Source organism: Pseudomonas sp. A2 (assembly GCF_023100865.1).
In the GTDB taxonomy this organism is placed as follows: Bacteria; Pseudomonadota; Gammaproteobacteria; order Pseudomonadales; family Pseudomonadaceae; genus Aquipseudomonas; species Aquipseudomonas asiatica.
In genome coordinates this window covers 3,607,178-3,630,151 of the sequence record NZ_CP039127.1, presented here as the reverse complement: position 1 = coordinate 3,630,151, position 22,974 = coordinate 3,607,178, and the positions used below count along the sequence as shown (strand labels likewise).

Genomic DNA, 22,974 nt, shown 5'->3' with positions numbered 1-22,974 from the left:
TGCCCAACGATCACTGCCAAGGAGCTGCCCATGGCCACCCCACGCAAAGCATTCGCCATTGCCCACGATCCCCTGGTGGAAGCCGACAAGGCCCACTACATGCACGGCTACCACGTGTTCGACGAGCACCGCGAGCAAGGCGCGCTGAACATCGTTGCCGGCGAGGGCGCCTACATCCGCGATACCCACGGCAACCGCTTCCTCGATGCCGTCGGCGGCATGTGGTGCACCAACATTGGTCTGGGCCGCGAGGAAATGGCCCTGGCCATCGCCGACCAGGTACGCCAGCTGGCCTATTCCAACCCGTTCTCCGACATGGCCAACGACGTGGCCATCGAGCTGTGCCGGAAGCTTGCGCAGCTGGCGCCGGGTGACCTGAACCATGTGTTCCTCACCACCGGCGGCTCGACCGCGGTCGACACTGCCTACAGGCTGATCCAGTACTACCAGAACTGCCGTGGCAAGCCGCACAAGAAGCACATCATCGCCCGCTACAACGCCTACCACGGCTCCACCACGCTGACCATGTCGATTGGCAACAAGGCCGCTGACCGGGTGCCGGAGTTCGATTATCACCACGACCTGATCCACCACGTGTCCAACCCCAACCCGTATCGCGCCCCGCACGACATGGACGAGGCCGAGTTCCTCGACTTCCTGGTGGCCGAGTTCGAGGACAAGATCCTTTCGCTGGGGGCCGACAACGTGGCGGCGTTCTTCGCCGAGCCGATCATGGGCTCGGGCGGGGTGATCATTCCGCCCAAGGGTTACTTCCAGCGCATGTGGCAGCTGTGCCAGACCTACGACATCCTGTTCGTCGCCGACGAAGTGGTGACTTCGTTCGGGCGCCTGGGCACCTTCTTCGCCAGCGAGGAACTGTTCGGCGTAACCCCCGACATCATCACTACCGCCAAGGGCCTGACCTCGGCCTACCTGCCGCTGGGGGCGTGCATCTTCTCCGAGCGCATCTGGCAGGTGATCGCCGAGCCGGGCAAGGGCCGCTGCTTCACCCACGGCTTCACCTACAGTGGCCACCCGGTGTGCTGCACCGCGGCGCTGAAGAACATCGAGATCATCGAACGCGAGCATTTGCTGGAGCACGTCAAGGACGTTGGCGGCTACCTGGAACAGCGCCTGCAAAGCCTGCGCGAGCTGCCGCTGGTGGGGGATGTGCGCTGCATGAAGCTGATGGCCTGTGTCGAGTTCGTTGCCGACAAGGCCAGCAAGGCGCTGTTTGCGGACGAGGTGAACATTGGCGAACGCATCCACAGCAAGGCCCAGGCCAAAGGGCTGCTGGTGCGGCCGATCATGCACCTGAACGTGATGTCGCCGCCGTTGATCATTACCCATGCGCAAGTGGACGAGATCGTCGAAACCCTGCGCCAGTGCATCATCGAAACCGCGCGCGAACTCACGGCGCTTGGCCTGTACCAGGGCCGATGAACCTGGCGCAAAGGGCTGTGCGCGGGCGTGCCTGGCAGGCTAGACTGCCGGGCATGACCCAGGCCTCTCCCGACACCCCGCTTACCCTTTCACTGGGCGCGCTGCAGCAATGGCATGCGGCGCTGCAGCGCGCACTGGCCCACAGCGAAACGCCCGAGGCGCTGGCGCATGTGGCAGCCGCCATCGGCCAGCTGGTGCGGGTGGAATCGATGATGATCAGCCTCGAGTGCCAGGGGCGGGCACCGCAACTGTTGTACCAGCAAGGCATCCCCGACCTGCACCGCGCCGCCGTGCTGGAGCGCTACTTCACTGCCGGCTACCTGCTCGACCCGTTCTGCCTGGCCGTGCAGAGCGGCCTGGCCGAGGGCTTCTACCACCTGCAGGAAATCGCCCCGGACAACTTCTTCGACAGCGACTACTACAAGGCCTACTACCTGGGTACCGGTTGCAGTGAAGACAGCTACTACATCGTCGACCTCAGCGCTGGCCGCAAGTTGTCGCTGAGCCTGTTCCAGGGCTGCAGCGGCACACGGCTGAGTACGGGGCAGATCGACCTGCTGCGCGCGCTGGAGCCGATGGTACGCGAGCTGCTGGGGCGCTACGCCCGGCACCATCTGGAGCCCGGCCCCGCTTCGGCGGAGCGTGGCAGCCTGCAGGCGGCGTTCGACAGTTTCGGCTGCCAGGTGCTGACCGACCGTGAGCGGGAGGTGGCGCACATGATCTTGCGTGGGCATTCGGTGAAGTCCACCGCGCTGGAGCTGGGCATCTCGCCGGAAACCGTGCGCATGCACCGCAAGAACCTGTACCTGAAGCTGGAGATCAACTCGCAGTCGGAGTTGTTTGCGCGGTTTATCGACTGGCTGCGCGGTGATCGCCTGGCGGTCTAGCAGCAAAGGAGCAACTGCCTTACTCACTATTTGAAAGCTGGCGCAATCCCTGTGGGAGCGGGTTCACCCGCGAAGGATACGACGCGGTGCATGGCACCGGCTTCGCCGGTGTTCGCGGGTAAACCCGCTCCCACAGGTACAGCGCTGCCCCCCCAATAATCCTCAGCCCCTCCCTTTGGCCAGATAGGCCGCAAACTCCGCCTCGGGCACCATGCTGCCACCGGTCCCCCACACCATATGCGTAGCCCGGCCCATGCGCCCGGCCGACAGGCCCATGCGCGCCAGGTACTCAGGCGCTTCAAGCACCCTGACCATGCCCGGCATCCCTGCCAGCGCCGAAGGCTCCAGCCGCGCATTCTCCTGGTCATGGGCCAATACCAACAGCCGGTACAGCGCCTCGTCGCTGACTGTGTAATAGCCATCGAGCAAACGCTGCATCGCCTTGCCGACAAAGCCGGAAGGGCGGCCCACCGCCAGGCCGTCGGCGGCGGTCAGGTTGTCGATGCCGAAATCCTGCACGCTGGTGGCGTCATGCAAACCGCTGTACACCCCCAGGAACATGCAGGGCGAGTGGGTGGGCTCGGCGAAGATGCAGTGCACATGGTCGCCCCAGATCAGCTTCAGGCCGAACGCCACGCCACCGGGGCCACCGCCGACCCCACAGGGCAGGTAGACGAACAAGGGGTGCTCGGCATCTACCTTGATGCCCGCGGCTTCGAACTGGGCGGCCAGCCGCTCGGCCGCCACGGCATAGCCGAGGAACAGGTGTGGCGAGTTCTCGTCGTCGACGAAGTAGCAGCCCGGGTCCGCCGCCGCCTGCTGGCGCCCTTGCTCCACCGCCACGCTGTAGTCGCTTTCGTACTCGACCACGTTCACGCCATGGGCGCGCAGTTTGTCCTTCTTCCACTGGCGGGCATCGGCCGACATGTGCACGGTCGCCTGAAAGCCCAGTCTGGCGCTCATGATGCCGATCGACAGGCCGAGGTTGCCGGTCGAGCCGACCGCAACCTTGTACTGGCTGAAGAATTGCCGGGCCTGGTCGCTGGCCAGTTCCCGGTAATCGCTGTCGAGGCTGATCAGGCCGGCTGCCAGGGCAAGGTCTTCGGCATGCTTGAGCACTTCATGAATACCGCCGCGGGCCTTGATCGAGCCAGAGATCGGCAGCTCGCTGTCGGCCTTGAGCCAAAGTGAACCGCTGGCAGGCAGGCCCGCTGCCTGCAGCAAGGTGGCATGCAGTTTGGGCAGCGGGCGCAGTGGTGACTCGATGATGCCGCCGGTGGCGGCGGTATCCGGGAACACGCTCGCCAGGTAGGGGGCAAAGCGTGCCAGGCGGGCACTGGCAGCACTGACATCGGCGGCGCTCAAACCGACGTCGGCCAGGGCCTGGGCGGCCGGGGCAATGTGCGGGTTGAACCAACGGGTTTCGCGCAGGGCCACCAGGTCGTCGATCAGGGGGTGGGAGCTGCACCATGCTTGCAGTGTCTTGCCGTGAATCATGCTGGGTATTCCTGTTGGTTGATGATGGCCGGGGTGTGACACAAAAGTGCGCCTACAGACAGACGCGGACCCTGTGGGAGCGGGTTTACCCGCGAAGAATTCAACTCGGTGCATGGCACGGGCTTCGCCCGTGTTCGCGGGTGAACCCGCTCCCACAGGGGGCAGGTGTTTAGCCAGACCGTTGAGGTCAGGGAGCGCGTGCTCATTCGGCCTGTTGTGCAATCAATGTCAGGCAGCGCTGCACGATCGGGCTCACATCGCCCTTGCGTCGGCTGAGGATGATCGGGCTGACGGCGCCGCTGTCGAGCAGGCTTACATATTCGATATCGGTGCGGTGCTGCTGTTGCACCGACGCCGGCACCAGGGTCACGCCCACGCCGACGGCCACCAGACCGATGGCGGTCTGCAGTTCGTTGGCCCATTGGCTGACGCGGATGCTCATGCCGTGGTGGGCGAACAGTGCCAGCACATGGTCGGCATAGCTGGGCCGCGGGTTGGCCGGGTAGAGGATGAACGCCTCGCCAGCCAGCTGGGCAAGTGTAAGCGGGCTGCTCGCCAGCGGGTGATCCTTGGGCAATACCGCCACCAGCGGGTCCTCGCACAGCACTTGTTGGTGAATCGCCGGGTCATCGATGCGAATGCGCCCGAAGGCGATGTCGATGCGCCCGCTTTTCAGCGCCTCCACCTGCTGCAGCGTGGTCATCTCGTTGAGGCCCAGTTCCAGCTCGCTGTCCTGGCGCAGCTCGCGGATCAGCTCCGGCAGCACCTTGTACAGGGTCGACGGGGCGAAGCCGATCCCCAGCCACTGGCGCTGGCCCTGGCCGATGCGACGGGTGTTGTCGCTGATGTTCTGCAGCTGCTGCAGCACGGTGCAGCTCTGTTCGTAGAAGAAGCGACCCGCCTCTGTCAGCCGCAGCGGGCGCTCGCGCACTACCAGCAAGGTACCGAGCTGGTCCTCGAGTTGGCTGATCTGCCGGCTCAGCGGCGGCTGGGCAATGTGCAGCAGCTCGGCGGCGCGAGTGAAGTTCAGGGTTTCGGCCAGGACCTTGAAGTAACGCAAGTGGCGCAGCTCCATCAGACCTCCAGGGTATGGTGGGAGATTCATTCGATATTGGACGGCTATCAGGGTCTCGCGCAATCCTTGAACAAGCAAGTAAATGCACCACTCGGGCCTGCGGCTGGCAGCCCGAAACAACGGGACCTGGCAACAATGACAAGCGTGCTGATTGAACGTATCGAGGCAATTATCGTCGACCTGCCGACCATTCGCCCGCACAAGCTGGCGATGCACACCATGCAGCAGCAGACCCTTGTGGTATTGCGTGTTCGCTGCAGTGATGGCGTGGAAGGCATCGGCGAGGCCACCACCATCGGCGGCCTGGCCTATGGCTACGAAAGCCCGGAGGGCATCAAGGCCAACATCGATGCGCACCTGGCGCCGGCGCTGGTTGGCTTGCCGGCTGACAACATCAACGCCGCCATGCTCAAGCTGGACAAGCTGGCCAAGGGCAATACCTTTGCCAAGTCGGGTATCGAAAGCGCCTTGCTCGATGCTCAGGGCAAACGCCTGGGCCTGCCGGTCAGCGAACTGCTGGGTGGCCGCGTGCGCGACAGCCTGGAAGTGGCCTGGACCTTGGCCAGCGGCGATACCGCCCGCGACATCGCCGAAGCCCAGCACATGCTGGAGATTCGTCGGCATCGGGTGTTCAAGCTGAAGATCGGCGCCAACCCGTTGGCCCAGGACCTCAAGCACGTGGTGGCGATCAAGCGCGAGCTGGGCGACAGCGCCAGCGTGCGGGTCGACGTCAACCAGTACTGGGACGAATCCCAGGCCATCCGTGCCTGCCAGGTGCTTGGCGACAACGGCATCGACCTGATCGAGCAACCGATTTCGCGTATCAACCGCAGCGGCCAGGTGCGCCTGAACCAGCGCAGCCCGGCACCGATCATGGCCGACGAGTCGATCGAAAGCGTCGAGGACGCCTTCAGCCTGGCTGCCGACGGCGCGGCCAGCATCTTCGCCCTGAAAATAGCCAAGAACGGCGGACCGCGCGCCGTACTGCGTACCGCGCAAATCGCCGAGGCTGCCGGCATCGCCTTGTATGGCGGGACCATGCTCGAAGGCTCGATCGGCACCCTGGCTTCGGCTCATGCCTTCCTGACCCTGCGCCAGCTCACCTGGGGCACCGAGCTGTTCGGGCCGCTGCTGCTGACCGAAGAAATCGTCAACGAGCCGCCGCAATACCGCGACTTCCAGCTGCACATTCCACGTACCCCAGGCCTGGGCCTGACCCTGGACGAACAGCGCCTGGCGCGCTTCGCCCGCCGCTGAGTCACGCTGGCTGAAAGAACACACAACCCCTGTGGGAGCGGCTTTAGCCGCGAAGCAGGCGACGCGGTGGATGGCACGGGCTTCGCCCGTGTTCGCGGGTAAACCCGCTCCCACAGTGTTGGCGCCAAATCAGAGAAAGGAGATACCAGCATGCTGTTCCACGTGAAGATGACCGTGAAACTGCCGGTCGACATGGACCCGGCCAAGGCCGCCCGGCTCAAGGCCGACGAAAAGGAACTGGCCCAGCGCCTGCAGCGCGAAGGCACCTGGCGCCACCTGTGGCGCATTGCCGGGCACTACGCCAACTACAGCGTGTTCGATGTATCCAGCGTCGAGGCGCTGCACGACACCCTGATGCAGCTGCCGCTGTTCCCGTACATGGACATCGAGGTAAACGGCCTGTGCCGGCACCCCTCGTCGATTCACAGCGACGACCGCTGAGTCGCACCTGTCTACCTGACAAGAACAAGATGAGGCAAGCACGATGACCGTTAAAATTTCCCACACTGCCGATGTTCAGGCGTTCTTCAAGGAAGTGGCCGGCCTGGGCCATGCCGAAGGCAACCCACGCTTCAAGCAGATCATCCTGCGTGTGCTGCAGGACACTGCACGCCTGGTCGAGGACCTGGAAATCACCGAAGACGAGTTCTGGCATGCCGTCGACTACCTCAACCGCCTGGGTGGCCGTAACGAAGCCGGCCTGCTGGCGGCGGGCCTGGGCATCGAGCACTTCCTCGACCTGTTGCAGGACGCCAAGGACGCCGAGGCCGGCCTGACTGGCGGCACCCCGCGCACCATCGAAGGCCCGCTGTATGTGGCAGGCGCGCCGCTGGCGCACGGTGAAACGCGCATGGATGACGGCAGCGACCCGGGCGTGGTGATGTTCCTCCAGGGCCAGGTGTTCGATGCCGAAGGCAAGCCGTTGGCCGGCGCCACCGTCGACCTGTGGCACGCCAACACCCAGGGCACCTATTCGTACTTCGACACTACCCAGTCCGAGTACAACCTGCGCCGGCGCATCATCACCGATGCCGAAGGGCGCTACCGCGCACGCTCCATCGTGCCGTCGGGGTACGGTTGCGACCCGCAGGGGCCAACCCAGGAATGCCTGGACCTGCTCGGTCGCCACGGCCAGCGCCCGGCGCATGTGCACTTCTTCATCTCTGCGCCTGGGCACCGCCACCTGACCACGCAGATAAACCTGGCCGGCGACAAGTACTTGTGGGATGACTTTGCCTATGCCACCCGTGACGGGCTGGTCGGCGAGCTGCGCTTTGTCGAGGATGCTGCGGCAGCGCGTGCTCGCGGCGTAGAGGGTGAGCGCTTTGCCGAGCTGGCGTTCGACTTCCATCTGCAGGCGGCCAAGGCGCCAGACGCCGAGGCGCGCAGCCACCGCCCGCGTGCGTTGCAAAACAGTTGAGCCCTATCAATCGATGACTGGTTTTTGCCTGGGCCTTTCCGTGCGGGGAGGGCCTGGGCTTTTTGCTGCCAGGGGCGGTTGATCTAGAATCCGCCTTTTTACCCGAGCCCCTCACCATGCTGCCCATCGAATTGTTGGCAACCACTGCCGACCAGGCCCCGCTGATTCGCAACCTCTATCAGTTCTACGCCTACGAGTCCTCGGACTGGGAGCAGGAAGACGTCGAAGTGGACGGTCGCTTCTATATCCATGACGAGCACCTGCAACGTTACTGGGGGGCCGATGGCTGGGGCGCGTACCTGGTGCTGGCAGACGGTTTCATCGCCGGTTTCGTGCTGGTCGAACGCAGCGAGCTGCCGGGCATCGACGCGTTCGAACTGGCTGACCTGTTCATCCTGAAAAAGTACCGCCGACAGGGCATCGGCCGGGCGGTGGCATTGCAACTGCTGGGCGGCGAGGGCGACTGGCTGATGCGCTGTTACGCACAGGACATGCCTGCCGTGGCCTTCTGCAATGCCGTGCTGGCCGAGCTGTCGCGCCCGGCGCAGCCCATAGCCCTGGATGACGAACCGGGCTTGCTCAATTTCCTGGTCACGGGCGCCCGCCATTGAGGGGGTTGCAAGCCTTCGTTCGCTAATTGAAGGGATCGTGGCTTTTTGTGAGCTACTTCACAAAGTCGTCGTCGAAGGCATAATGCCACCAATCCTTTTCATGCCTTTCGAAGGCCCAGGTAAAAGTCATGTCGCTAGTCGCAAGCCCCGACATCATGTACCGGCTGTTGATCCAGAGTGTGGTGGACTATGCCTTCTACCTGCTCACCCCCGAAGGTATCGTCGCCAACTGGAACCCCGGCGCCCAGCGCGCCAAGGGCTACCTGGCCGAGGAAATCGTCGGCAAGCACTACTCGTTGTTCTACACCGATGCCGAGCGCGCCGCCGGGCTGCCGGCGCTGAACCTTGAGCAGGCCCGCAGCACCGGGCGCTTCGAAGAGATCGGTTCGCGCCTGCGCAAGGACGGCACGGTCTTCCATGCCCATGTGGTGATCGACGCGGTGTACGACGATGCCGGGCAACTGGTGGGTTTTGCCAAGGTCACCCGCGACATTTCCGAGCGTCACCGGCAAGAGCTGGAACTGCTGCAGGCCAAGGAGCTGGCCGAGCAGTACAGCCAGGAAATGGCCAAGCTGTCGCAGTTCCTTGATTCGGTGATTGCCAACATCCCCGCCAGCGTCATTGTCCAGGACCTGGAGAGCCAGCGCATCCTGCTGGCCAACCAGCAGGCCGAACGCCTGTTCGGCGGGCCGCAGCGCAGCATGATCGGGCAGTTGCCCGGCGAGTGCCTGGCACCGGGCGTTGCCGGTTACCTGGAACAGCAACTGGCCCGTGGCGCCCGCAGCACCAAGGGGCATGCTGCCGAAACCCGGGTCGACACGGCCTGTGGCCCACGCACCCTGCGCAGCCGCACCTTGCTTAGCCAGAACCGTGAAGGCCAGGCCGACTATGTGTTGTTCGTTGCCGAAGATGCCACCGAAGAGCTGGCCGCCCACGCGCAGATCCACCACATGGCGCACCACGATGCGTTGACCGGGCTGCCCAACCGCACCCTGTTCAACGAACGCCTGCGCCAGGCCCTGGTGCGTGACAGCGAGCACGCCAAGCTGACCGCCGCACTGTGCCTGGACCTGGACAACTTCAAGAACATCAACGATTCGCTGGGCCACGCCTTTGGCGACAAGCTGCTGCGCGCGCTGGGCAAGCGCCTGCGCCGCGAGCTGCGCGAGCACGACACCCTGGCCCGCCTGGGCGGCGACGAGTTTGCCGTGGTGCTGACCGGCCTGGAAGGCCGGGAGGCCGCATGCAACACTGCGCAGCGCCTGATCAACGCGATCTGCCCACCGTTCCAGATCGAGGGGCACCAGTTCACGGTGGGGGTGAGCATCGGCATTGCCATTGCGCCGGAAGACAGCGACCAGGCCGAGCAACTGCTGGGCTACGCCGACATGGCGCTGTACGAGGCCAAGCGCAACGGTCGCAACCGCTACGAGTGCTTCAGCGTCGAACTGGACGTCGCCGCCCGCCAGCGCCGCCTGGTGGAAACCGACCTGCGCACTGCGCTGCACCTGGGCCAGTTGCAGCTGCACTACCAGCCGGTGGTCGACCAGCAGACCAGCAGCGTTACCGGCTACGAGGCGTTGCTGCGCTGGGAGCACCCGACCCGTGGCATGGTCATGCCCATGGACTTCATCCCCATCGCCGAGGAAACCGGGCTGATCCACGAACTGGGCACCCGGGCGCTGAACCTGGCCTGCCAGGAGGCGGCCAGCTGGGACAGCGAGCAGACGGTGTCGGTCAACCTGTCGGCGGTGCAGTTCAAGAATGCCAACCTGGTGCACACCGTGGCCCTGGCCCTGGCCGACTCCGGCCTGCCGCCACAGCGGTTGGAACTGGAGGTCACCGAGTCGGTGCTGCTGGGCAACAGCGAGGAAAACGTGCGTACCCTGCGTGCACTGAAGGACCTGGGCGTGTCCATTTCGCTGGACGATTTCGGCACCGGATACTCCTCGCTGGGTTACCTGCGTTCGTTCCCGTTCGACCGGATCAAGATCGACAAGTCGTTCGTGCATGACATGTGCGACAGCCGCGAGGCGATGTCGATCATTCGCGCCATTACCGACCTGTCCAACAGCCTGATGATCAAGACCACGGCCGAGGGGGTGGAGTCGGAGGAGCAGATGCGCCGGTTGGTGGCGGAGGGGTGCTCGCACTTCCAGGGCTACCTGTATGGGCGACCGGCACCGGCGAACGAGCGGTTGAAGCAAGTCGTGACGCCGGCATAGTGCCCTTGCGCGGGCCTGCAGAATCACCGCAGCCGATCGGCCCGGCGCAGTACCTGTGGGAGCGGGTTCACCCGCGAAGCAGGCGACACGGTGGCTGGCACCGGCTGCGCCGATGTTCGCGGGTGAACCCGCTCCCACATGGGCCGTGCAAGCTTTCAAGGCTTGATCAAGGCTTAGCTGTTCCAGTCTGGCGCAAACGCCGGGCTCACCACCCGCTGGTCCTTCGGCAACCCGGCGATCGCCGCGCGGTCCTCGTCATCCAGTTGCACGTTCGACGCTGCCAGGTTGGCCAGCTGGTTCTCGCGGCTGCCGGCCTTGGGGATCACCGCCACGCCGTCCTGATCCAGCAACCACTTCAGCGCCACCTGGCTGGGCAGTACGCCATGCTTGCGGGCGATCGCCTGGATCACCGGCTGCGCCGCCGCCTGCCCACGGGCCAGCGGGGTGTAGGCGGTGAGCAGCAGGTCGTGGCGGCGGGCATAGTCCAGCAGCGGTTGCTGGCCGAGCAGCACGTGGTATTCCACCTGGATTGCCGACAATGGCGCGCCCAGGGTTTCCACCACCTGGCGCAGCAGCCCCAGCGGGAAGTTGGCCACGCCGATGCTGCGCGCCTTGCCCTCGTCACGCAGGGCCACCAGGGTTTCGATGCTGCGGGCCAGGTCCCAGTCCTGGCTGGGCCAGTGGATGTGGAACAGGTCGACCTGCTCGGTACCCAGGGCGCGCAGGCTGTCCTCCAGCGACTGGCGCATGGCCTTGGGCGTCAGGCGATCCCACCATACCTTGGTGGTCAGGTGAATCTGCTCGCGCGTTACATCGCTTTCGCGCAGTGCCTGGCCGACGGCGGTTTCGTTGTCATAGGCAGTGGCAGTGTCTATGTGCCGGTAACCCAATTCAAGCGCCTGGCGCACGGCCTGGGTGCACTCGCTGCCGGTCATTGGCCAGGTGCCCAGGCCGATCGCGGGCAGGGCCAGGCCGTTACGGGTGGTGAGCCTTTGCATGTAAATTCCTTGTAGGGTGTGCAGGGTTCGCATTCGATGGTCGGCGATCAGCACGGCACGGGCCATGCGCGTGGGGCGGAAAGTGGTCGATCAGCGAACAGAAATTGCAGTCGGCCTTGGCTGGCGGCGATTGAACTTCCTTATTCTTCGGCATCTCTTCTAAAATTCGAGCTGTTGCATCCGCCAGGCTATGCCTGCGCGGCCTTCCCTGGGCGCCGCATCCAGCCGCGCCGTCATCGAGAGTGCCATGAGTTCCAGCACACCGCTGTCCGGAGTCAACCAACCCCTGCGCGGCATCGCCCTGGTGGTGGTGGCGACGTTCCTGTTCGCCAGTCACGATGCCCTGTCCAAGTTCCTGGGCGGTCTGTACCCGATCATCATGGTGGTGTGGGCGCGGTATGTGGTGCACACGCTGCTGATGGCCGGCATCTTCCTGCCCAAGGCCGGCCTCAACGTGCTGCGCACTCGCCGCCCTCTGTTGCAGACGTTACGCGCCCTGAGCCTGCTGAGTACCAGCCTGCTGTTCACCACAGGCCTGCAGTACCTGCCACTGGCCGAGGCCACGGCGGTCAACTTCCTTGCCCCGGTGCTGGTCACTGCGCTGTCGGCGCCACTGCTGAAGGAGCGGGTGACGGTGGGGCAGTGGGTGGCGGTGGTGATGGGCTTCATCGGCGTGCTGGTGGTGGTGCACCCGGGCGGGGCGATGTTCACTCCGGCCATCCTGTATCCGTTTGGTTCGGCGCTGGGCTTCTGCTTCTATCAGTTGCTGACGCGCATCCTGGCCGCGCACGACAGCCCGACCACCAGCAATTTCTATGCGGGGTTGTGCAACACCCTGGCGATGAGTGCATTGGTGCCGTTCTTCTGGGAGATGCCGCGTTGGGACCATGCGCTGCTGATGCTGGCGCTGGGGGGCTTTGGCATGACGGCGCACCTGCTGCTGACCCAGGCCTTCCGCCATGCGGCACCTGCCTTGCTGGCGCCGTTCAGCTATTGCCAGATCGTGTTCGCCGGGTTGCTTGGGTTGGTTGTCTACAGCCAGGTGCCGGACACTCTGAGCCTGGTGGGAATCTCGGTGATCTGCCTCAGCGGGCTGGGGGCGGCGTGGATGCAGCGGGGTAAGTAGAAGCTTTACCGCTGTTATTACAGCTACAGCACTGACCTGTAGGAGCAGCCTTGTGCTGCGAAAGGGCCGGTGTGGCAAAAGAAATTCTGTGGCGGTACTGGCCTCTTCGCAGCACAAGGCTGCTCCTACTGGCCGGTGCTGTGCCCGAGCATTTGCGCTATATCAGTGAAGGGGGCCTCAAACGCGACCCTTCAACAGCGCCTGCAACGAATCGTCAAAGTCCCGCAGCGCATCCGCCTGCACCGCCCGCTCATCCTCGACCACCCTCGCCACATCGCCCAGACTCTTGCTTGCCCGCCCCTCAGCGCGGCCGATATAGGTCAGCTGGTCATCGAAAAAGCGCGCTACCACCCGGCTTTCGATCTCCGCACTGGCCAAACGGCTCTCGGTGTCCAGCAGCACGATCACGTCCGGGTGGTCGCCCAGCAGTGTGTCCAGGTCGTCATAGAAAGTCACTTCGGCAAACTGCTGCGCCAGTGACCGCGCCAGCCAGTCATACGCCTGGCTTTCGCTGCTCAGGGTCGCAACAGGGACACGTTGGCCATGGGCCGGTGCGCCTGCCTGGGTGCGATGGCTGCCGAGGTATTCGAGGGTCGCTTCGGCATCACGCCCCAGCAGTACCGCCACCCGTTGGCCAGGGGCCATGGCGACACTGGAAATGGCCGTGGCCGAATAGAAGTGCCCGTAAGGCTGCGTGTCGGTAGCTGCCGGGCTGGCACAACCACCAAGGGCGGCCAGCAAGGCGAGCAGGGCAGCGATCATGCCGGTTTTCATGGGAGGCCTCATCAATCGGTGAATGCCGCCATCTTCCGCCCGGGCTGGCCGCAGCGGAACTTGATGGCATTCATGGTGGCTATCGATGAGGTCGATGCATCACTGCGTGGCCATGAACTGCAGGATGCGCTCGCGCAGCCAGCGCTCGGCCGGGTCATTGTCCTGGGCACCGCTCCAGACCATCGACAGTTCGGCCTCGGTGATGTCGAACGGCGCCGGATCGGCGCGCAGGCTGCCGTCGTCGGCCAGGGCGCAGGCGGCATAGTCCGGCACCGTGGCGATCAGCTCGGTGTTGCGCAGCAGGGCACGCAGGCTGCCGAACTGCGGCACTGCCAGCACCACCTTGCGGCAGCGGCCGATGCGCGCCAGGTCGAGGTCGATATTGCCGCTCATGTCGCCGGAGAACGACACCATCACATGCGGGCGGGCGCAGTATTCGTCGAGGGTCAGCGGGCCCGGGCGGTCATCGGCGCGCAGCACCCGCACGCCGATGTTGCGCAGCTTGCGGCGCTTGGCGGTGGCCGGCAGGTCCGTGGTATAGCTCACTCCCACCGAAATTTCGCCGCTGGCCAGCAGCCCCGGCATCAGCAGGAAGTTGGCTCGGCGCACCACCACACTGATATTTGGGGCCTCTTCGCGCAGCGCCTGCAGCAGGGCCGGGAACAGGCCGAATTCGGCATCGTCCGACAGGCCCAGGCGGAACACGTTGCAGCTGTTGACCGGGTCGAACTCGCGGGCGCGGCTGATGGCGGCGGAAATCACATCCATGGCCGGCCCCAGCTCGGCGAAGATCTGCATGGCCCGTGGCGTGGGCTCCATGGCTCGGCCGTTGCGGATCAGCAGCGGGTCGTCGAACAGCTCACGCAGGCGGGCGAGGGCGGCGCTGACGGTGGACTGGGTAATGAACAGCTTTTCGCCGACCCGGGTCAGGTTGCGTTCGATCATCAGGGCTTCGAACAGTACCAGCAGGTTCATGTCGACGCGGCGCAGGTCGTTGCGATTCATGAGGGTACGGGTTCCGGGTTGGAAGGGTTGGCGTTGTATTGGAGCATGCGGACAGCTTGGTTGCCTTGTATGGATGTGCCGGCCTGTTCGCTGGCACGAACCTGACAGAGCCAAGCTATCACCCCTCAATAGGCACTCTATTAGAACTCTGCCCAAGCTCGGCTAGTCTTTCCCCTGGCCCCGCGAATTCTGCCAGCGGGCGGCATGTCAGCACCTGTGTGCAAGACCACGCCAACCCCGTCATGACAGCTTCGCAAGCCCCGTGTAGACCTGATGAGGGGTAGCACGAGCCCACGCGCTCGGCTGAAAGAACACCTGGCATAGACCGGAAATCTGGATAACCGACCCAAAGGTACCCGCAGATGTCGAACGAATCGAAATGCCCGTTCCATCAAACCGCAGGTGGCGGCACCACCAACCGTGACTGGTGGCCTGACCAGCTCAACCTGAGAATTCTTCATCAACATTCCTCCAAATCCGACCCGATGGACCCGGATTTCGATTATGCCAAGGCGTTCAAGAGCCTCGACTTCCAGGCGCTGAAGAAAGACCTGACCGCCTTGATGACCGACTCCCAGGACTGGTGGCCCGCCGACTTCGGCCATTATGGCCCGTTGTTCATCCGCATGGCCTGGCACAGCGCCGGTACCTACCGCATTGGCGATGGCCGGGGTGGTGCGGGCTCTGGCCAGCAGCGCTTCGCCCCGCTCAACAGTTGGCCGGACAACGTCAGCCTGGACAAGGCCCGGCGGCTACTGTGGCCGATCAAGCAGAAGTACGGCAACAAGATCTCCTGGGCCGACCTGATCGTGCTCACCGGCAACGTCGCCCTCGAGTCCATGGGCTTCAAGACCTTCGGCTTCTCTGGCGGTCGTGCCGATGTGTGGGAGCCGGACGAAGATGTGTACTGGGGCTCGGAAAAGGTCTGGCTGGGCGGTGACACCCGCTACGGCAAGGCCCAGCCGCCCGGCAAGGGCGACCTGGTGGCGGAACCGGCCAAGCGCCCCGAGGAGCAGGGACGTACCCTGGAGGGCGAGCGCAACCTGGAAAACCCGCTGGCCGCCGTGCAGATGGGCCTGATCTATGTGAACCCGGAAGGCCCGGAAGGCAACCCCGACCCGGTAGCCTCGGGCAAGGACATCCGTGACACCTTCGGCCGCATGGCCATGAACGATGAAGAAACCGTGGCGTTGATCGCCGGTGGCCACGCCTTTGGCAAGACCCACGGTGCCGGCCCTGCCGACAACGTCGGCCCCGAGCCGGAAGCAGCAGGCCTGGAGCTGCAGGGGTTGGGCTGGGCCAACAAGTTCGGCAGCGGCAAGGGTAGCGATACCATCACCAGCGGCCTGGAAGTGACCTGGACTTCCACCCCCACCCGATGGAGCAACGAATACCTCAACAACCTGTTCAACTTCGACTGGGAACTGACCAAGAGCCCGGCTGGTGCCCACCAGTGGCGGCCGAAGGAGGGCAAGGGGGCAGGCACCGTGCCGGATGCCCATGACCCGGCCAAGCGCCACGCGCCTTCCATGCTCACCTCCGACCTGGCGCTGCGTTTCGACCCGATCTACGAGCCGATCGCCCGCCGCTTCAAGGATAACCCTGACCAGCTGGCGGACGCCTTCGCCCGCGCCTGGTACAAGCTGATCCACCGCGACATGGGCCCATTGGCGCGCTATCTGGGCCCGGAAATGCCCAACGAAGAGCTGCTGTGGCAAGACCCGCTGCCAAAAGTGGATCACCCGCTGGTAGGCGAGCAGGACATTGCCGCGCTCAAGGCCAAGGTGCTGGCGGCGGGCCTGAGCGTTGGCGAGCTGGTGGCCACTGCCTGGGCAGCGGCGTCGACCTTCCGCGGTTCGGACAAGCGTGGCGGGGCCAATGGTGGCCGCCTGCGCCTGGCGCCGCAGAAGGATTGGGCGGCGAACCAGGGCACAGGCAAGGTGCTGGCGGCGCTGGAGAAAATCCAGGCCGAGTTCAATGCCGGTGGCAAGAAAATCTCCCTGGCCGACCTGATCGTTCTGGCGGGTGGCGCCGCAGTGGAAAAGGCTGCCAAGGACGCCGGGCACAACGTCAGCGTGGCGTTCCGCCCTGGGCGTGTTGATGCCTCCCAGGCGCAGACCGACGTCGAGTCGTTCGCCGTGCTGGAACCGCTGGCCGATGGCTTCCGCAACTTCACGAAGGCCCGCTACAGCGTCAAGGCCGAGAAGCTACTGCTGGACAAGGCCCAATTGCTGACCCTGACCGCGCCGGAACTGACCGTGCTGATCGGCGGCCTGCGTGTGCTCGGCGCCAACCATGGCGGCAGCCAACAGGGCGTGTTCACCGACAAGGTCGGTACCCTGAGCAACGACTTCTTCCGCAACTTGCTGGACATGGGCGTTGAGTGGAAGCCGACCTCGGCGGATAACGAAACCTTCGAAGGGCGTGATCGCAAGACCGGCCAGGTGAAGTGGACCGGTAGCCGGGTTGACCTGGTGTTCGGCTCCCATGCCCAGTTGCGGGCATTGAGCGAGGTGTACGGCAGCAGTGATGGCCGGGACAAGTTCGTGCGGGACTTTGTCGCGGCCTGGGAGAAGGTCATGGAGCTGGATCGTTTTGACCTGAAATAGCTTCGTCAGAAATGGGGGCGCTTTGCGCCCCTGTCGCGACACAAGGCCGCTCCCACAGGTTCGGCGCCGCATGTGGATTCGGCGCTGGCTTGTAGGAGCGGCCTTGTGTCGCGACAGGGCTGCAAAGCAGCCCCATGCTATCCGGGGGCTGGACCATTTCAAACTTCCTGTGCAAGCTGATGCACGACAGTGATTGCACACAGAAGGTGATCGTTCTTGAACCCCGAATCCATGCTGGCGGCATTGCCAGGCTACGCCATGTCGGCCGAGTCGATCCAGGTGCTGCCCGATGCCAAGGCCTACCGCGCCTGCCTGCTCGAGCGCATCCGCGCCGCAACCCGGCGTATCGTCATCGTTGCGCTGTACCTGCAGGAAGATGAGGCTGGCCAGGAAGTGCTGGATGCCTTGTACCAGGCCAAGGCCGCGCGGCCCGGGCTGGAAATCACCATCGTGGTCGACTGGTTCCGTGCTCGCCGCGGTCTGTTGGGCGCCGGGCGCCAGCCGGGTAACGCCGCCTGGTACCAGGCCCAGCGCCAGCACCATGGGCTGGATATCGTCATACATGGCGTACCTGTGCAGACCCGCGAGCTGTTTGGCGTGTTGCACCTGAAGGGCAGCATCATCGACGACTGCGTGATCTACACCGGCGCCAGCCTTAACAACGTGTACCTGCACCGTTTCGACCGTTACCGCCTGGACCGCTACCACCTGTTCCAGTCACCAGAGCTGGCCGACGCCATGGTCGGGTTGGTGCGTCGCCTGCTGCACCACACCGCCACACCGCGCCTCGACCTGCCGGCGCCACCCTCCACCCGCAGCCTGCGCGGCGACATCCGGCGCTTGCGCGCGCGGCTGCGGCGCATGGCCTATGAGGCTCCGGCCAGCGGGGCGGGGCAGGGCCTGCGGGTTATCCCGCTGTTGGGTGTGGGCCGTGGCAACCCGCTGAACCGTGCAGTGTGCGCCTTGCTGGCGGCGGCACGCACGCAGGTCATCATCAGCACGCCGTATTTCAACCCACCCCGGGTGCTGATGCGCGAACTTGACCATGCCCTGGCGCGTGGCGTGCGGGTGGAACTGATCGTTGGTGATCGCACGGCCAACGACTTCTATATCGCCCCCGGCGAGCCGTTCAGTGCCAGCGGCGCGTTGCCCTACCTGTACGAAGACAACCTGCGTGCCTTCACCCGACGTCGCCACGCTGCGATTGCCAGCGGCCAGCTGCAGGTGCGGATCTGGAACGACCCCGGGCATACCTTTCATGCCAAGGGCGTGTGGGTCGACCAACGCTATTCGTTGCTGACCGGTAACAACCTGAATCCGCGCGGCTTCAATCTGGACCTGGAGAACGGCCTGCTGATCGATGACCCGCAAGGGCAATGGCTGGGGCCACGGGAAGCAGAGCTGGCCGAGCTGCGCCGGCATGCGCCGAAGATCGGCTCGGCAGAGGAGTTGGGCGCCAAGGCCGAGCACCCCAAGGATGTGCGCAGGTTCCTGCGGCGGCTGCGCTATAGCCGACTGGAGCCGCTGATCAAGCGGGTGCTTTAAGGGCGTTTGCGCGCTTTTTGCGGAAGCGGCCTTGTGTGGTGTGGTGCAAACGACACGCTGATGTCAATATGACATTTCACCCGCACGGGTATTGGCCAGGGCTGGGCTATCATTTGCAGGCTGGTGGTGCAAGGCTCCTCTGAAAAGTCATCACGAGCGCATACAATCGGGCCTTTTTCTCGTTAACCAGATAGGCCAATCCGTTTATGGCGCTTGATCCACCCACGATGCTGACTATCTCGATCGCCCTGGCTGCCGCGGCTGCGTTGTACCTGGCGATCGAGTGGCGCAGCGTTCGCGAGCCGTCGCTGCTGTTCTGGAGCGCAGGCTTTGCCACCATCACGATTGGTTCCACCCTGGCCTTGCTGCGCGGCATCGGTTTGTTGCTAATCGGTATCTGGTTCGCCAACGGCTTGCTGGTGGTGGCGCACTGGTTCTTCCTGATGGGCGTGTTGCGCTTCACCCAGGTGCGGCTGTCGCGTATCTGGTTATTGGTGGTGCTGGTGTGGTTCGCCTTGCTGCTGTTGCCTGTGGGACCGCAGTGGTCGAAGGTGATGCTGATGGTCAACTCGTTGCTGGTGGCGCTGTTGACGCTCAAGGCCAGCTGGCTGTTGCGGCCGCATGGCAAGTCGCTGAGTGTCGGCGCGGTGCAGTTGCGCTATGTGTTGCTGGTTCATGGGTTGTTCTATGTGGCCAAGGCGATCATTGCGATTACACCGGGTACGCTGATTGACCTGGCCACCTTCGGTGGGTTGATCATTCAGGTTTCGTTGGTCGAAGGTGCGATGGCGATCATGCTGATTGCCTTGTCGATGACCGGCACCGTGCGCTACCGCCGAGAGGAGCGGATTGCCCGTCTGGCGGCCCGTGATCCGTTGACGGCGCTGTACAACCGGCGCGCACTGGAGGTTCGGGCGGGGCCTTTCTTCAAGGCAGTGGATTCAACGCAGCCCGGGGCCTTGCTACTGATCGACATCGACAACTTCAAGCTGGTGAACGACCTGCACGGGCATGTTGCAGGGGACCGCTTGCTGATTGCCCTGAGCGAGATGATTCGCACGGTGCTGCCCGAGCGCTCGCTGGCGGCGCGGCTGGGCGGTGATGAGTTCGTCATTCTGCTGTGTGGTGCGAGCAGCGAACGGGTCATGGAGCTGGGTGGACTGCTGCGCGAGCAGTTCCAGCAGTATGCAAGCAAGACGGTGCCTACGCCGCAGCCGGTCACCTTGAGCATCGGCGCCAACCTGTTCGACCAACCGCCGACGAGCCTGGCAGCCTTGATCGAGCAAGGGGATGTCGCCTTGTACCAGTCCAAGCGCGGTGGGCGCGACAGCATCCGCTTCGTCGAACGGCCGATGGCCGACCTCAGCCAGTAGCAGTTTTGCCTTTGCTTCTGCTTTTGCCTTTGCCTTTGCTTTTTGCTTTTGCTTCTAAGCGCGCGATAGTTCAGGCGCCGCCGATTGCGACTTCAGGAGGCCGAGCGAAGGGACTGCGGAGGGAGGTGACGGGCATGGATGCCCGTCAAGCGCTGAGGCCCCATGGATGGGGCCTGCAGCGCGTACTCCCGGGAGCAGGCCCGTAGCGAGGGAACCCCGGAGCGAAGCGTAGGGGCCGGATGATGGGAGCCGACGGTTTTTGGTTCCTTTTTGCCACGACAAAAAGGGGCCCGCCGTAAGGGCGGAAAGGTGATTAAGCGCCACCATCGCGAATGAATGTCTACTAGATGTGAAGGCCCACACCCAAAAAGCCAAATAGCTGCAGGCCCCATCCATGGGGCCTCAGCAAGTCAGCAAGAATGGCGAATCAGGTCACCACCTGGTAGCACGGTACATACGCCGCGCCGCCCGGCAGCTTCATCCGGTGCTGGTCGACGAACGCCTGCAACAGCCGTCCCAGTGGGTCCAGCACGGCGCTGTCGCCACGGATCTGATACGGCCCGTGTTCCTCGATCAGGCGGATGCCCTTGTCCTTCACGTTGCCGGCGACGATGCCGGAAAACGCCCGGCGCAAGTTGGCAGCCAGTTCGTGGGCCGGCAGCTCGCGGCGCAGATCGAGGTCGGCCATGGCCTGGTGAGTCGGGTCGAACGGGCGCTGGAAGCTCTCCTCGATCTTCAGCAGCCAGTTGAAGTGGAAGGCATCGTTGCGCTCGCGGCGGAACTGCTTCACCGCCTTGAGCCCTTCGACCATGTATCGGGCAACTTCCGCCGGGTCATCGATGATGATCTCGTACAAGCGATGCGCCGCCTCACCCAGGGTGGCGCCGACGAATGCGTGCAGCTGTTGCAGGTACGGCTCGGCGCTGCGCGGCCCGGTGAGTACCACCGGGAACGGCAGCTCCTGGTTGTCCGGGTGCATGAGGATGCCCAGCAGGTAGAGGAACTCCTCGGCCGTGCCGGCACCGCCCGGGAAGATGATGATGCCGTGGCCGACACGGACGAAGGCTTCCAGGCGCTTCTCGATGTCCGGCAGGATCACCAGTTCGTTGACGATCGGGTTGGGCGCTTCGGCGGCGATGATGCCGGGCTCGGTCAGGCCCAGGTAGCGGCTGCCGTGCATGCGTTGCTTGGCGTGGGCAATGGTGGCGCCCTTCATCGGGCCTTTCATCACTCCTGGGCCGCAGCCAGTGCACACGTCCAGCTTGCGCAGGCCCAGCTCGTGGCCGACCTTCTTGGTGTACTGGTACTCCTCGCTGCTGATCGAATGGCCACCCCAGCACACCACCATCTTCGGCTCCACGCCCGGGCGCAGGGTGCGAGCGTTGCGCAGCAGGTGGAACACGTAATCAGTGATGCCTTGGGAGCTTTCCAGGTCGATGCGCTGGCTGGCCAGCTCGCTTTCGGTGTAGACGATGTCGCGCAGGGCGCTGAACAGCATTTCACGGGTGCTGGCTATCATTTCGCCATCGACGAAAGCGTCGGCCGGGGCATTCAGCAGCTCCAGGCGCACGCCGCGGTCCTGTTGATGAATACGCACCTCGAAGTCCTGATAGGCCTCGAGGATGGTCTTGGCATTGTCGACATGGGCGCCGGTGTTGAGGATGGCCAGGGCGCACTGGCGGAACAGGGTGTAAAGGCTACCGGTACCGACTTCACTCAGTTGCTGCACTTCACGTTGTGACAGCGTCTCCAGGCTGCCTTTGGGGCTGACGGATGCATTGATGACATGGCGTTGAGGCATCTAAGTCTTTCCTGTGCGGGTAAAACATCCTTCTTTGACAACACCATACCGAGAAATGTGGACGGCAACGAGGGGGGGCAACAAAAACCTCATCAGACCGAGCCGCCTGCTTCGCGGGTAAACCCGCTCCCACAGGTACGGCGCAGGTTCCGAAAGCAGCGCGATACCTGTGGGAGCGGGTTTACCCGCGAAGCAGGCGACTCGCTCTCAAGTCATCCCAACAGCTTCTGCACACCCAGGGTAATCGCCACGCCACCAGACACCAGCCAGAGGTTGAGAATCGCCCCGGTTGCCAGCGCCCGCGGCCCGGCCTGGCGAATCTGGCTGAGGCGTGTCTCCATCCCCAACGCGGTCATGGCCATGGTCAGGGCGAAGGTATCCAGGCTGTTGACCGCCTGGGTCACGCTGCCTGGCAACACCTGCAGCGAATTCACCAGCACCAGCGCGAGGAAGCCGAAGGCGAACCAGGGCATGGCGATGCGCCCGTTGCCCTGTGCCTGGCCCGGCTGGCGCGCGCGGCTGATCCAGAGGCCCACCACCAGCAGCACCGGTACCAGCAGCATCACCCGGGTCATCTTGACGATGGTGGCGATATGCGTGGCCTCTGGGCTGACGTTGCTGGCGGCACCGACCACCTGGGCCACCTCGTGAATGGTGCCACCCAGGAACAGCCCGGCGCCCATGGTATCCAGGTGCAGCCAGCCGGCATTGATCGCCAATGGGTAGAGGAACATCGACAGGGTGCCGAACAGCACCACGCTACCAACCGCCATGGCGCTTTTATGCGGTGCGCTGCGCAGGGCCGACTCGAAGGCCAGAACCGCGGCGGCGCCGCAGATGGCGCTGCCGGCCGCGGTCAGCAAGGCGGTATCGCGGTCCAGCTTGAACAGCTTCATGCCGCACCACAGGCCGATCAGCAGGGTGCTGGACACCACCAGCAACGACACGATGAGCCCGGACCAGCCGACTTCGGCTATTTCCTGCAGGCTCACCCGCAGGCCGAAGAAGGCCACGGCAATGCGCAGCAGGCCGCGGGCGGAAAAGTTGATACCCGCCGCCCAGCTGGCGGGAACGCCGTCACGCAGTGCATTGCCGTAAAGCGCACCGGCGACGATACCGACGATCAGCGGGCTGATACCCAGGTTGGCGATGGCGGGCAGGGCGGCCAACTGGGTGACCGCAAGCGCGAACAGCGCGACGAACAGAATGCCATTGAGCCGCCCTCGGGTAGAAAGGGTAGGTGCAAAGGCGGGGTTGGACGGAGCCGTGGCCATGTGAGTCCTCCGGAAAGGTGTTTCGACATGGACTACGTTAATCTGGTTATAAGC

General features: G+C 64.3%; 18 protein-coding genes. 11 read left to right on the top strand and 7 right to left on the bottom strand.

The features are described from left to right. Positions 1–30 precede the first annotated feature (30 nt). Both E5221_RS16740 and E5221_RS16735 read left to right on the top strand, forming a co-directional pair. Entirely contained in the window at positions 31–1,443 is a 1,413-nt protein-coding gene (locus tag E5221_RS16740; RefSeq protein WP_061551680.1) for an aminotransferase, read from the top strand. Then, on the top strand, positions 1,440–2,330 hold the full coding sequence (locus E5221_RS16735) for a helix-turn-helix transcriptional regulator (protein ID WP_024087321.1): 891 nt from the start codon (positions 1,440–1,442) through the stop codon (positions 2,328–2,330). The genes E5221_RS16740 and E5221_RS16735 overlap by 4 nt, the downstream gene beginning before the upstream one ends. A 162-nt stretch (positions 2,331–2,492) precedes the next feature. Here E5221_RS16735 and E5221_RS16730 read toward each other — a convergent pair whose 3' ends face one another. Together E5221_RS16730 and catR are read right to left on the bottom strand one after the other, a co-directional pair. Then, the gene (locus E5221_RS16730) at positions 2,493–3,827 is read right to left on the bottom strand and encodes a D-serine ammonia-lyase (protein ID WP_247846015.1); all 1,335 of its coding nucleotides are present in this window, start codon (positions 3,825–3,827) and stop codon (positions 2,493–2,495) included. A 202-nt stretch (positions 3,828–4,029) separates the two neighbouring features. Next, entirely contained in the window at positions 4,030–4,902 is an 873-nt protein-coding gene (gene catR, locus E5221_RS16725; protein ID WP_039613888.1) for an HTH-type transcriptional regulator CatR, read from the bottom strand. A 135-nt stretch (positions 4,903–5,037) separates the two neighbouring features. On the opposite strand from catR, the gene E5221_RS16720 reads away from it, so the two are divergent. From E5221_RS16720 to E5221_RS16700, 5 genes are all read left to right on the top strand, one after another. Further along, complete coding sequence (locus E5221_RS16720; protein WP_039613887.1) at positions 5,038–6,159, top strand: muconate cycloisomerase family protein; 1,122 nt, start codon at positions 5,038–5,040, stop codon at positions 6,157–6,159. A gap of 150 nt (positions 6,160–6,309) precedes the next feature. Next, a complete protein-coding gene (catC, locus tag E5221_RS16715; RefSeq protein WP_247846014.1) occupies positions 6,310–6,600 on the top strand; it encodes a muconolactone Delta-isomerase in 291 nt (96 codons plus the stop codon). Positions 6,601–6,643: 43 nt separating this feature from the next. After that, on the top strand, positions 6,644–7,579 hold the full coding sequence (gene catA / locus E5221_RS16710) for a catechol 1,2-dioxygenase (RefSeq protein ID WP_247846013.1): 936 nt from the start codon (positions 6,644–6,646) through the stop codon (positions 7,577–7,579). Between the two features lie 116 nt (positions 7,580–7,695). Further along, positions 7,696–8,190 (top strand): GNAT family N-acetyltransferase, encoded by a 495-nt coding sequence (locus E5221_RS16705; protein ID WP_015270756.1) that lies wholly within the window; start codon positions 7,696–7,698, stop codon positions 8,188–8,190. A 128-nt stretch (positions 8,191–8,318) separates the two neighbouring features. After that, positions 8,319–10,415 (top strand): EAL domain-containing protein, encoded by a 2,097-nt coding sequence (locus E5221_RS16700; RefSeq protein WP_039613884.1) that lies wholly within the window; start codon positions 8,319–8,321, stop codon positions 10,413–10,415. A gap of 173 nt (positions 10,416–10,588) precedes the next feature. On the opposite strand, the gene E5221_RS16695 is transcribed toward E5221_RS16700, so the two are convergent. After that, positions 10,589–11,413, bottom strand: a complete 825-nt coding sequence (locus E5221_RS16695; protein ID WP_247846011.1) for an aldo/keto reductase — start codon at positions 11,411–11,413, stop codon at positions 10,589–10,591. Between the two features lie 247 nt (positions 11,414–11,660). Here E5221_RS16695 and E5221_RS16690 point away from each other — a divergent pair, with 247 nt between their 5' ends. Next, complete coding sequence (locus E5221_RS16690; RefSeq protein ID WP_015270753.1) at positions 11,661–12,539, top strand: DMT family transporter; 879 nt, start codon at positions 11,661–11,663, stop codon at positions 12,537–12,539. A gap of 177 nt (positions 12,540–12,716) precedes the next feature. Here E5221_RS16690 and E5221_RS16685 read toward each other — a convergent pair whose 3' ends face one another. Together E5221_RS16685 and E5221_RS16680 are read right to left on the bottom strand one after the other, a co-directional pair. After that, positions 12,717–13,313, bottom strand: coding sequence for a hypothetical protein (locus E5221_RS16685; RefSeq protein WP_247846009.1), 597 nt, complete (start codon positions 13,311–13,313; stop codon positions 12,717–12,719). Positions 13,314–13,412: 99 nt separating this feature from the next. Continuing rightward, positions 13,413–14,318, bottom strand: coding sequence for a LysR family transcriptional regulator (locus E5221_RS16680; RefSeq protein WP_013973059.1), 906 nt, complete (start codon positions 14,316–14,318; stop codon positions 13,413–13,415). Positions 14,319–14,680: 362 nt separating this feature from the next. On the opposite strand from E5221_RS16680, the gene katG reads away from it, so the two are divergent. The 3 genes from katG (at position 14,681) to E5221_RS16665 (ending at position 19,845) form a co-directional block, all read left to right on the top strand. Further along, on the top strand, positions 14,681–16,927 hold the full coding sequence (gene katG, locus E5221_RS16675) for a catalase/peroxidase HPI (RefSeq protein ID WP_247846008.1): 2,247 nt from the start codon (positions 14,681–14,683) through the stop codon (positions 16,925–16,927). 216 nt (positions 16,928–17,143) lie between these two features. Next, positions 17,144–18,472 carry a CDP-diacylglycerol--serine O-phosphatidyltransferase gene (gene pssA, locus E5221_RS16670; protein WP_015270750.1) on the top strand — a complete coding sequence of 443 codons (1,329 nt, stop codon included), beginning with the start codon at positions 17,144–17,146 and terminating at the stop codon, positions 18,470–18,472. A gap of 227 nt (positions 18,473–18,699) precedes the next feature. Next, on the top strand, positions 18,700–19,845 hold the full coding sequence (locus E5221_RS16665; protein WP_038409787.1) for a GGDEF domain-containing protein: 1,146 nt from the start codon (positions 18,700–18,702) through the stop codon (positions 19,843–19,845). Positions 19,846–20,272: 427 nt separating this feature from the next. Here E5221_RS16665 and ppnN read toward each other — a convergent pair whose 3' ends face one another. Both ppnN and E5221_RS16655 read right to left on the bottom strand, forming a co-directional pair. Continuing rightward, on the bottom strand, positions 20,273–21,646 hold the full coding sequence (gene ppnN / locus E5221_RS16660) for a nucleotide 5'-monophosphate nucleosidase PpnN (RefSeq protein WP_015270745.1): 1,374 nt from the start codon (positions 21,644–21,646) through the stop codon (positions 20,273–20,275). Positions 21,647–21,858: 212 nt separating this feature from the next. Next, a complete protein-coding gene (locus E5221_RS16655) occupies positions 21,859–22,920 on the bottom strand; it encodes a YeiH family protein (protein ID WP_247846007.1) in 1,062 nt (353 codons plus the stop codon). Between the last annotated feature and the right edge of the window lie 54 nt (positions 22,921–22,974).

Excerpts from the sequence above, each read along its gene's own strand:
- E5221_RS16740 (WP_061551680.1), top strand. The coding sequence starts at position 31 with ATGGCCACCCCACGCAAAGCATTCGCCATTGCCCACGATCCCCTGGTG.
- E5221_RS16735 (WP_024087321.1), top strand. The coding sequence starts at position 1,440 with ATGAACCTGGCGCAAAGGGCTGTGCGCGGGCGTGCCTGGCAGGCTAGA.
- E5221_RS16730 (WP_247846015.1), bottom strand. The coding sequence starts at position 3,827 with ATGATTCACGGCAAGACACTGCAAGCATGGTGCAGCTCCCACCCCCTG.
- catR (WP_039613888.1), bottom strand. The coding sequence starts at position 4,902 with ATGGAGCTGCGCCACTTGCGTTACTTCAAGGTCCTGGCCGAAACCCTG.
- E5221_RS16720 (WP_039613887.1), top strand. The coding sequence starts at position 5,038 with ATGACAAGCGTGCTGATTGAACGTATCGAGGCAATTATCGTCGACCTG.
- catC (WP_247846014.1), top strand. The coding sequence starts at position 6,310 with ATGCTGTTCCACGTGAAGATGACCGTGAAACTGCCGGTCGACATGGAC.
- catA (WP_247846013.1), top strand. The coding sequence starts at position 6,644 with ATGACCGTTAAAATTTCCCACACTGCCGATGTTCAGGCGTTCTTCAAG.
- E5221_RS16705 (WP_015270756.1), top strand. The coding sequence starts at position 7,696 with ATGCTGCCCATCGAATTGTTGGCAACCACTGCCGACCAGGCCCCGCTG.
- E5221_RS16700 (WP_039613884.1), top strand. The coding sequence starts at position 8,319 with ATGTCGCTAGTCGCAAGCCCCGACATCATGTACCGGCTGTTGATCCAG.
- E5221_RS16695 (WP_247846011.1), bottom strand. The coding sequence starts at position 11,413 with ATGCAAAGGCTCACCACCCGTAACGGCCTGGCCCTGCCCGCGATCGGC.
- E5221_RS16690 (WP_015270753.1), top strand. The coding sequence starts at position 11,661 with ATGAGTTCCAGCACACCGCTGTCCGGAGTCAACCAACCCCTGCGCGGC.
- E5221_RS16685 (WP_247846009.1), bottom strand. The coding sequence starts at position 13,313 with ATGAAAACCGGCATGATCGCTGCCCTGCTCGCCTTGCTGGCCGCCCTT.
- E5221_RS16680 (WP_013973059.1), bottom strand. The coding sequence starts at position 14,318 with ATGAATCGCAACGACCTGCGCCGCGTCGACATGAACCTGCTGGTACTG.
- katG (WP_247846008.1), top strand. The coding sequence starts at position 14,681 with ATGTCGAACGAATCGAAATGCCCGTTCCATCAAACCGCAGGTGGCGGC.
- E5221_RS16665 (WP_038409787.1), top strand. The coding sequence starts at position 18,700 with ATGCTGACTATCTCGATCGCCCTGGCTGCCGCGGCTGCGTTGTACCTG.
- ppnN (WP_015270745.1), bottom strand. The coding sequence starts at position 21,646 with ATGCCTCAACGCCATGTCATCAATGCATCCGTCAGCCCCAAAGGCAGC.
- E5221_RS16655 (WP_247846007.1), bottom strand. The coding sequence starts at position 22,920 with ATGGCCACGGCTCCGTCCAACCCCGCCTTTGCACCTACCCTTTCTACC.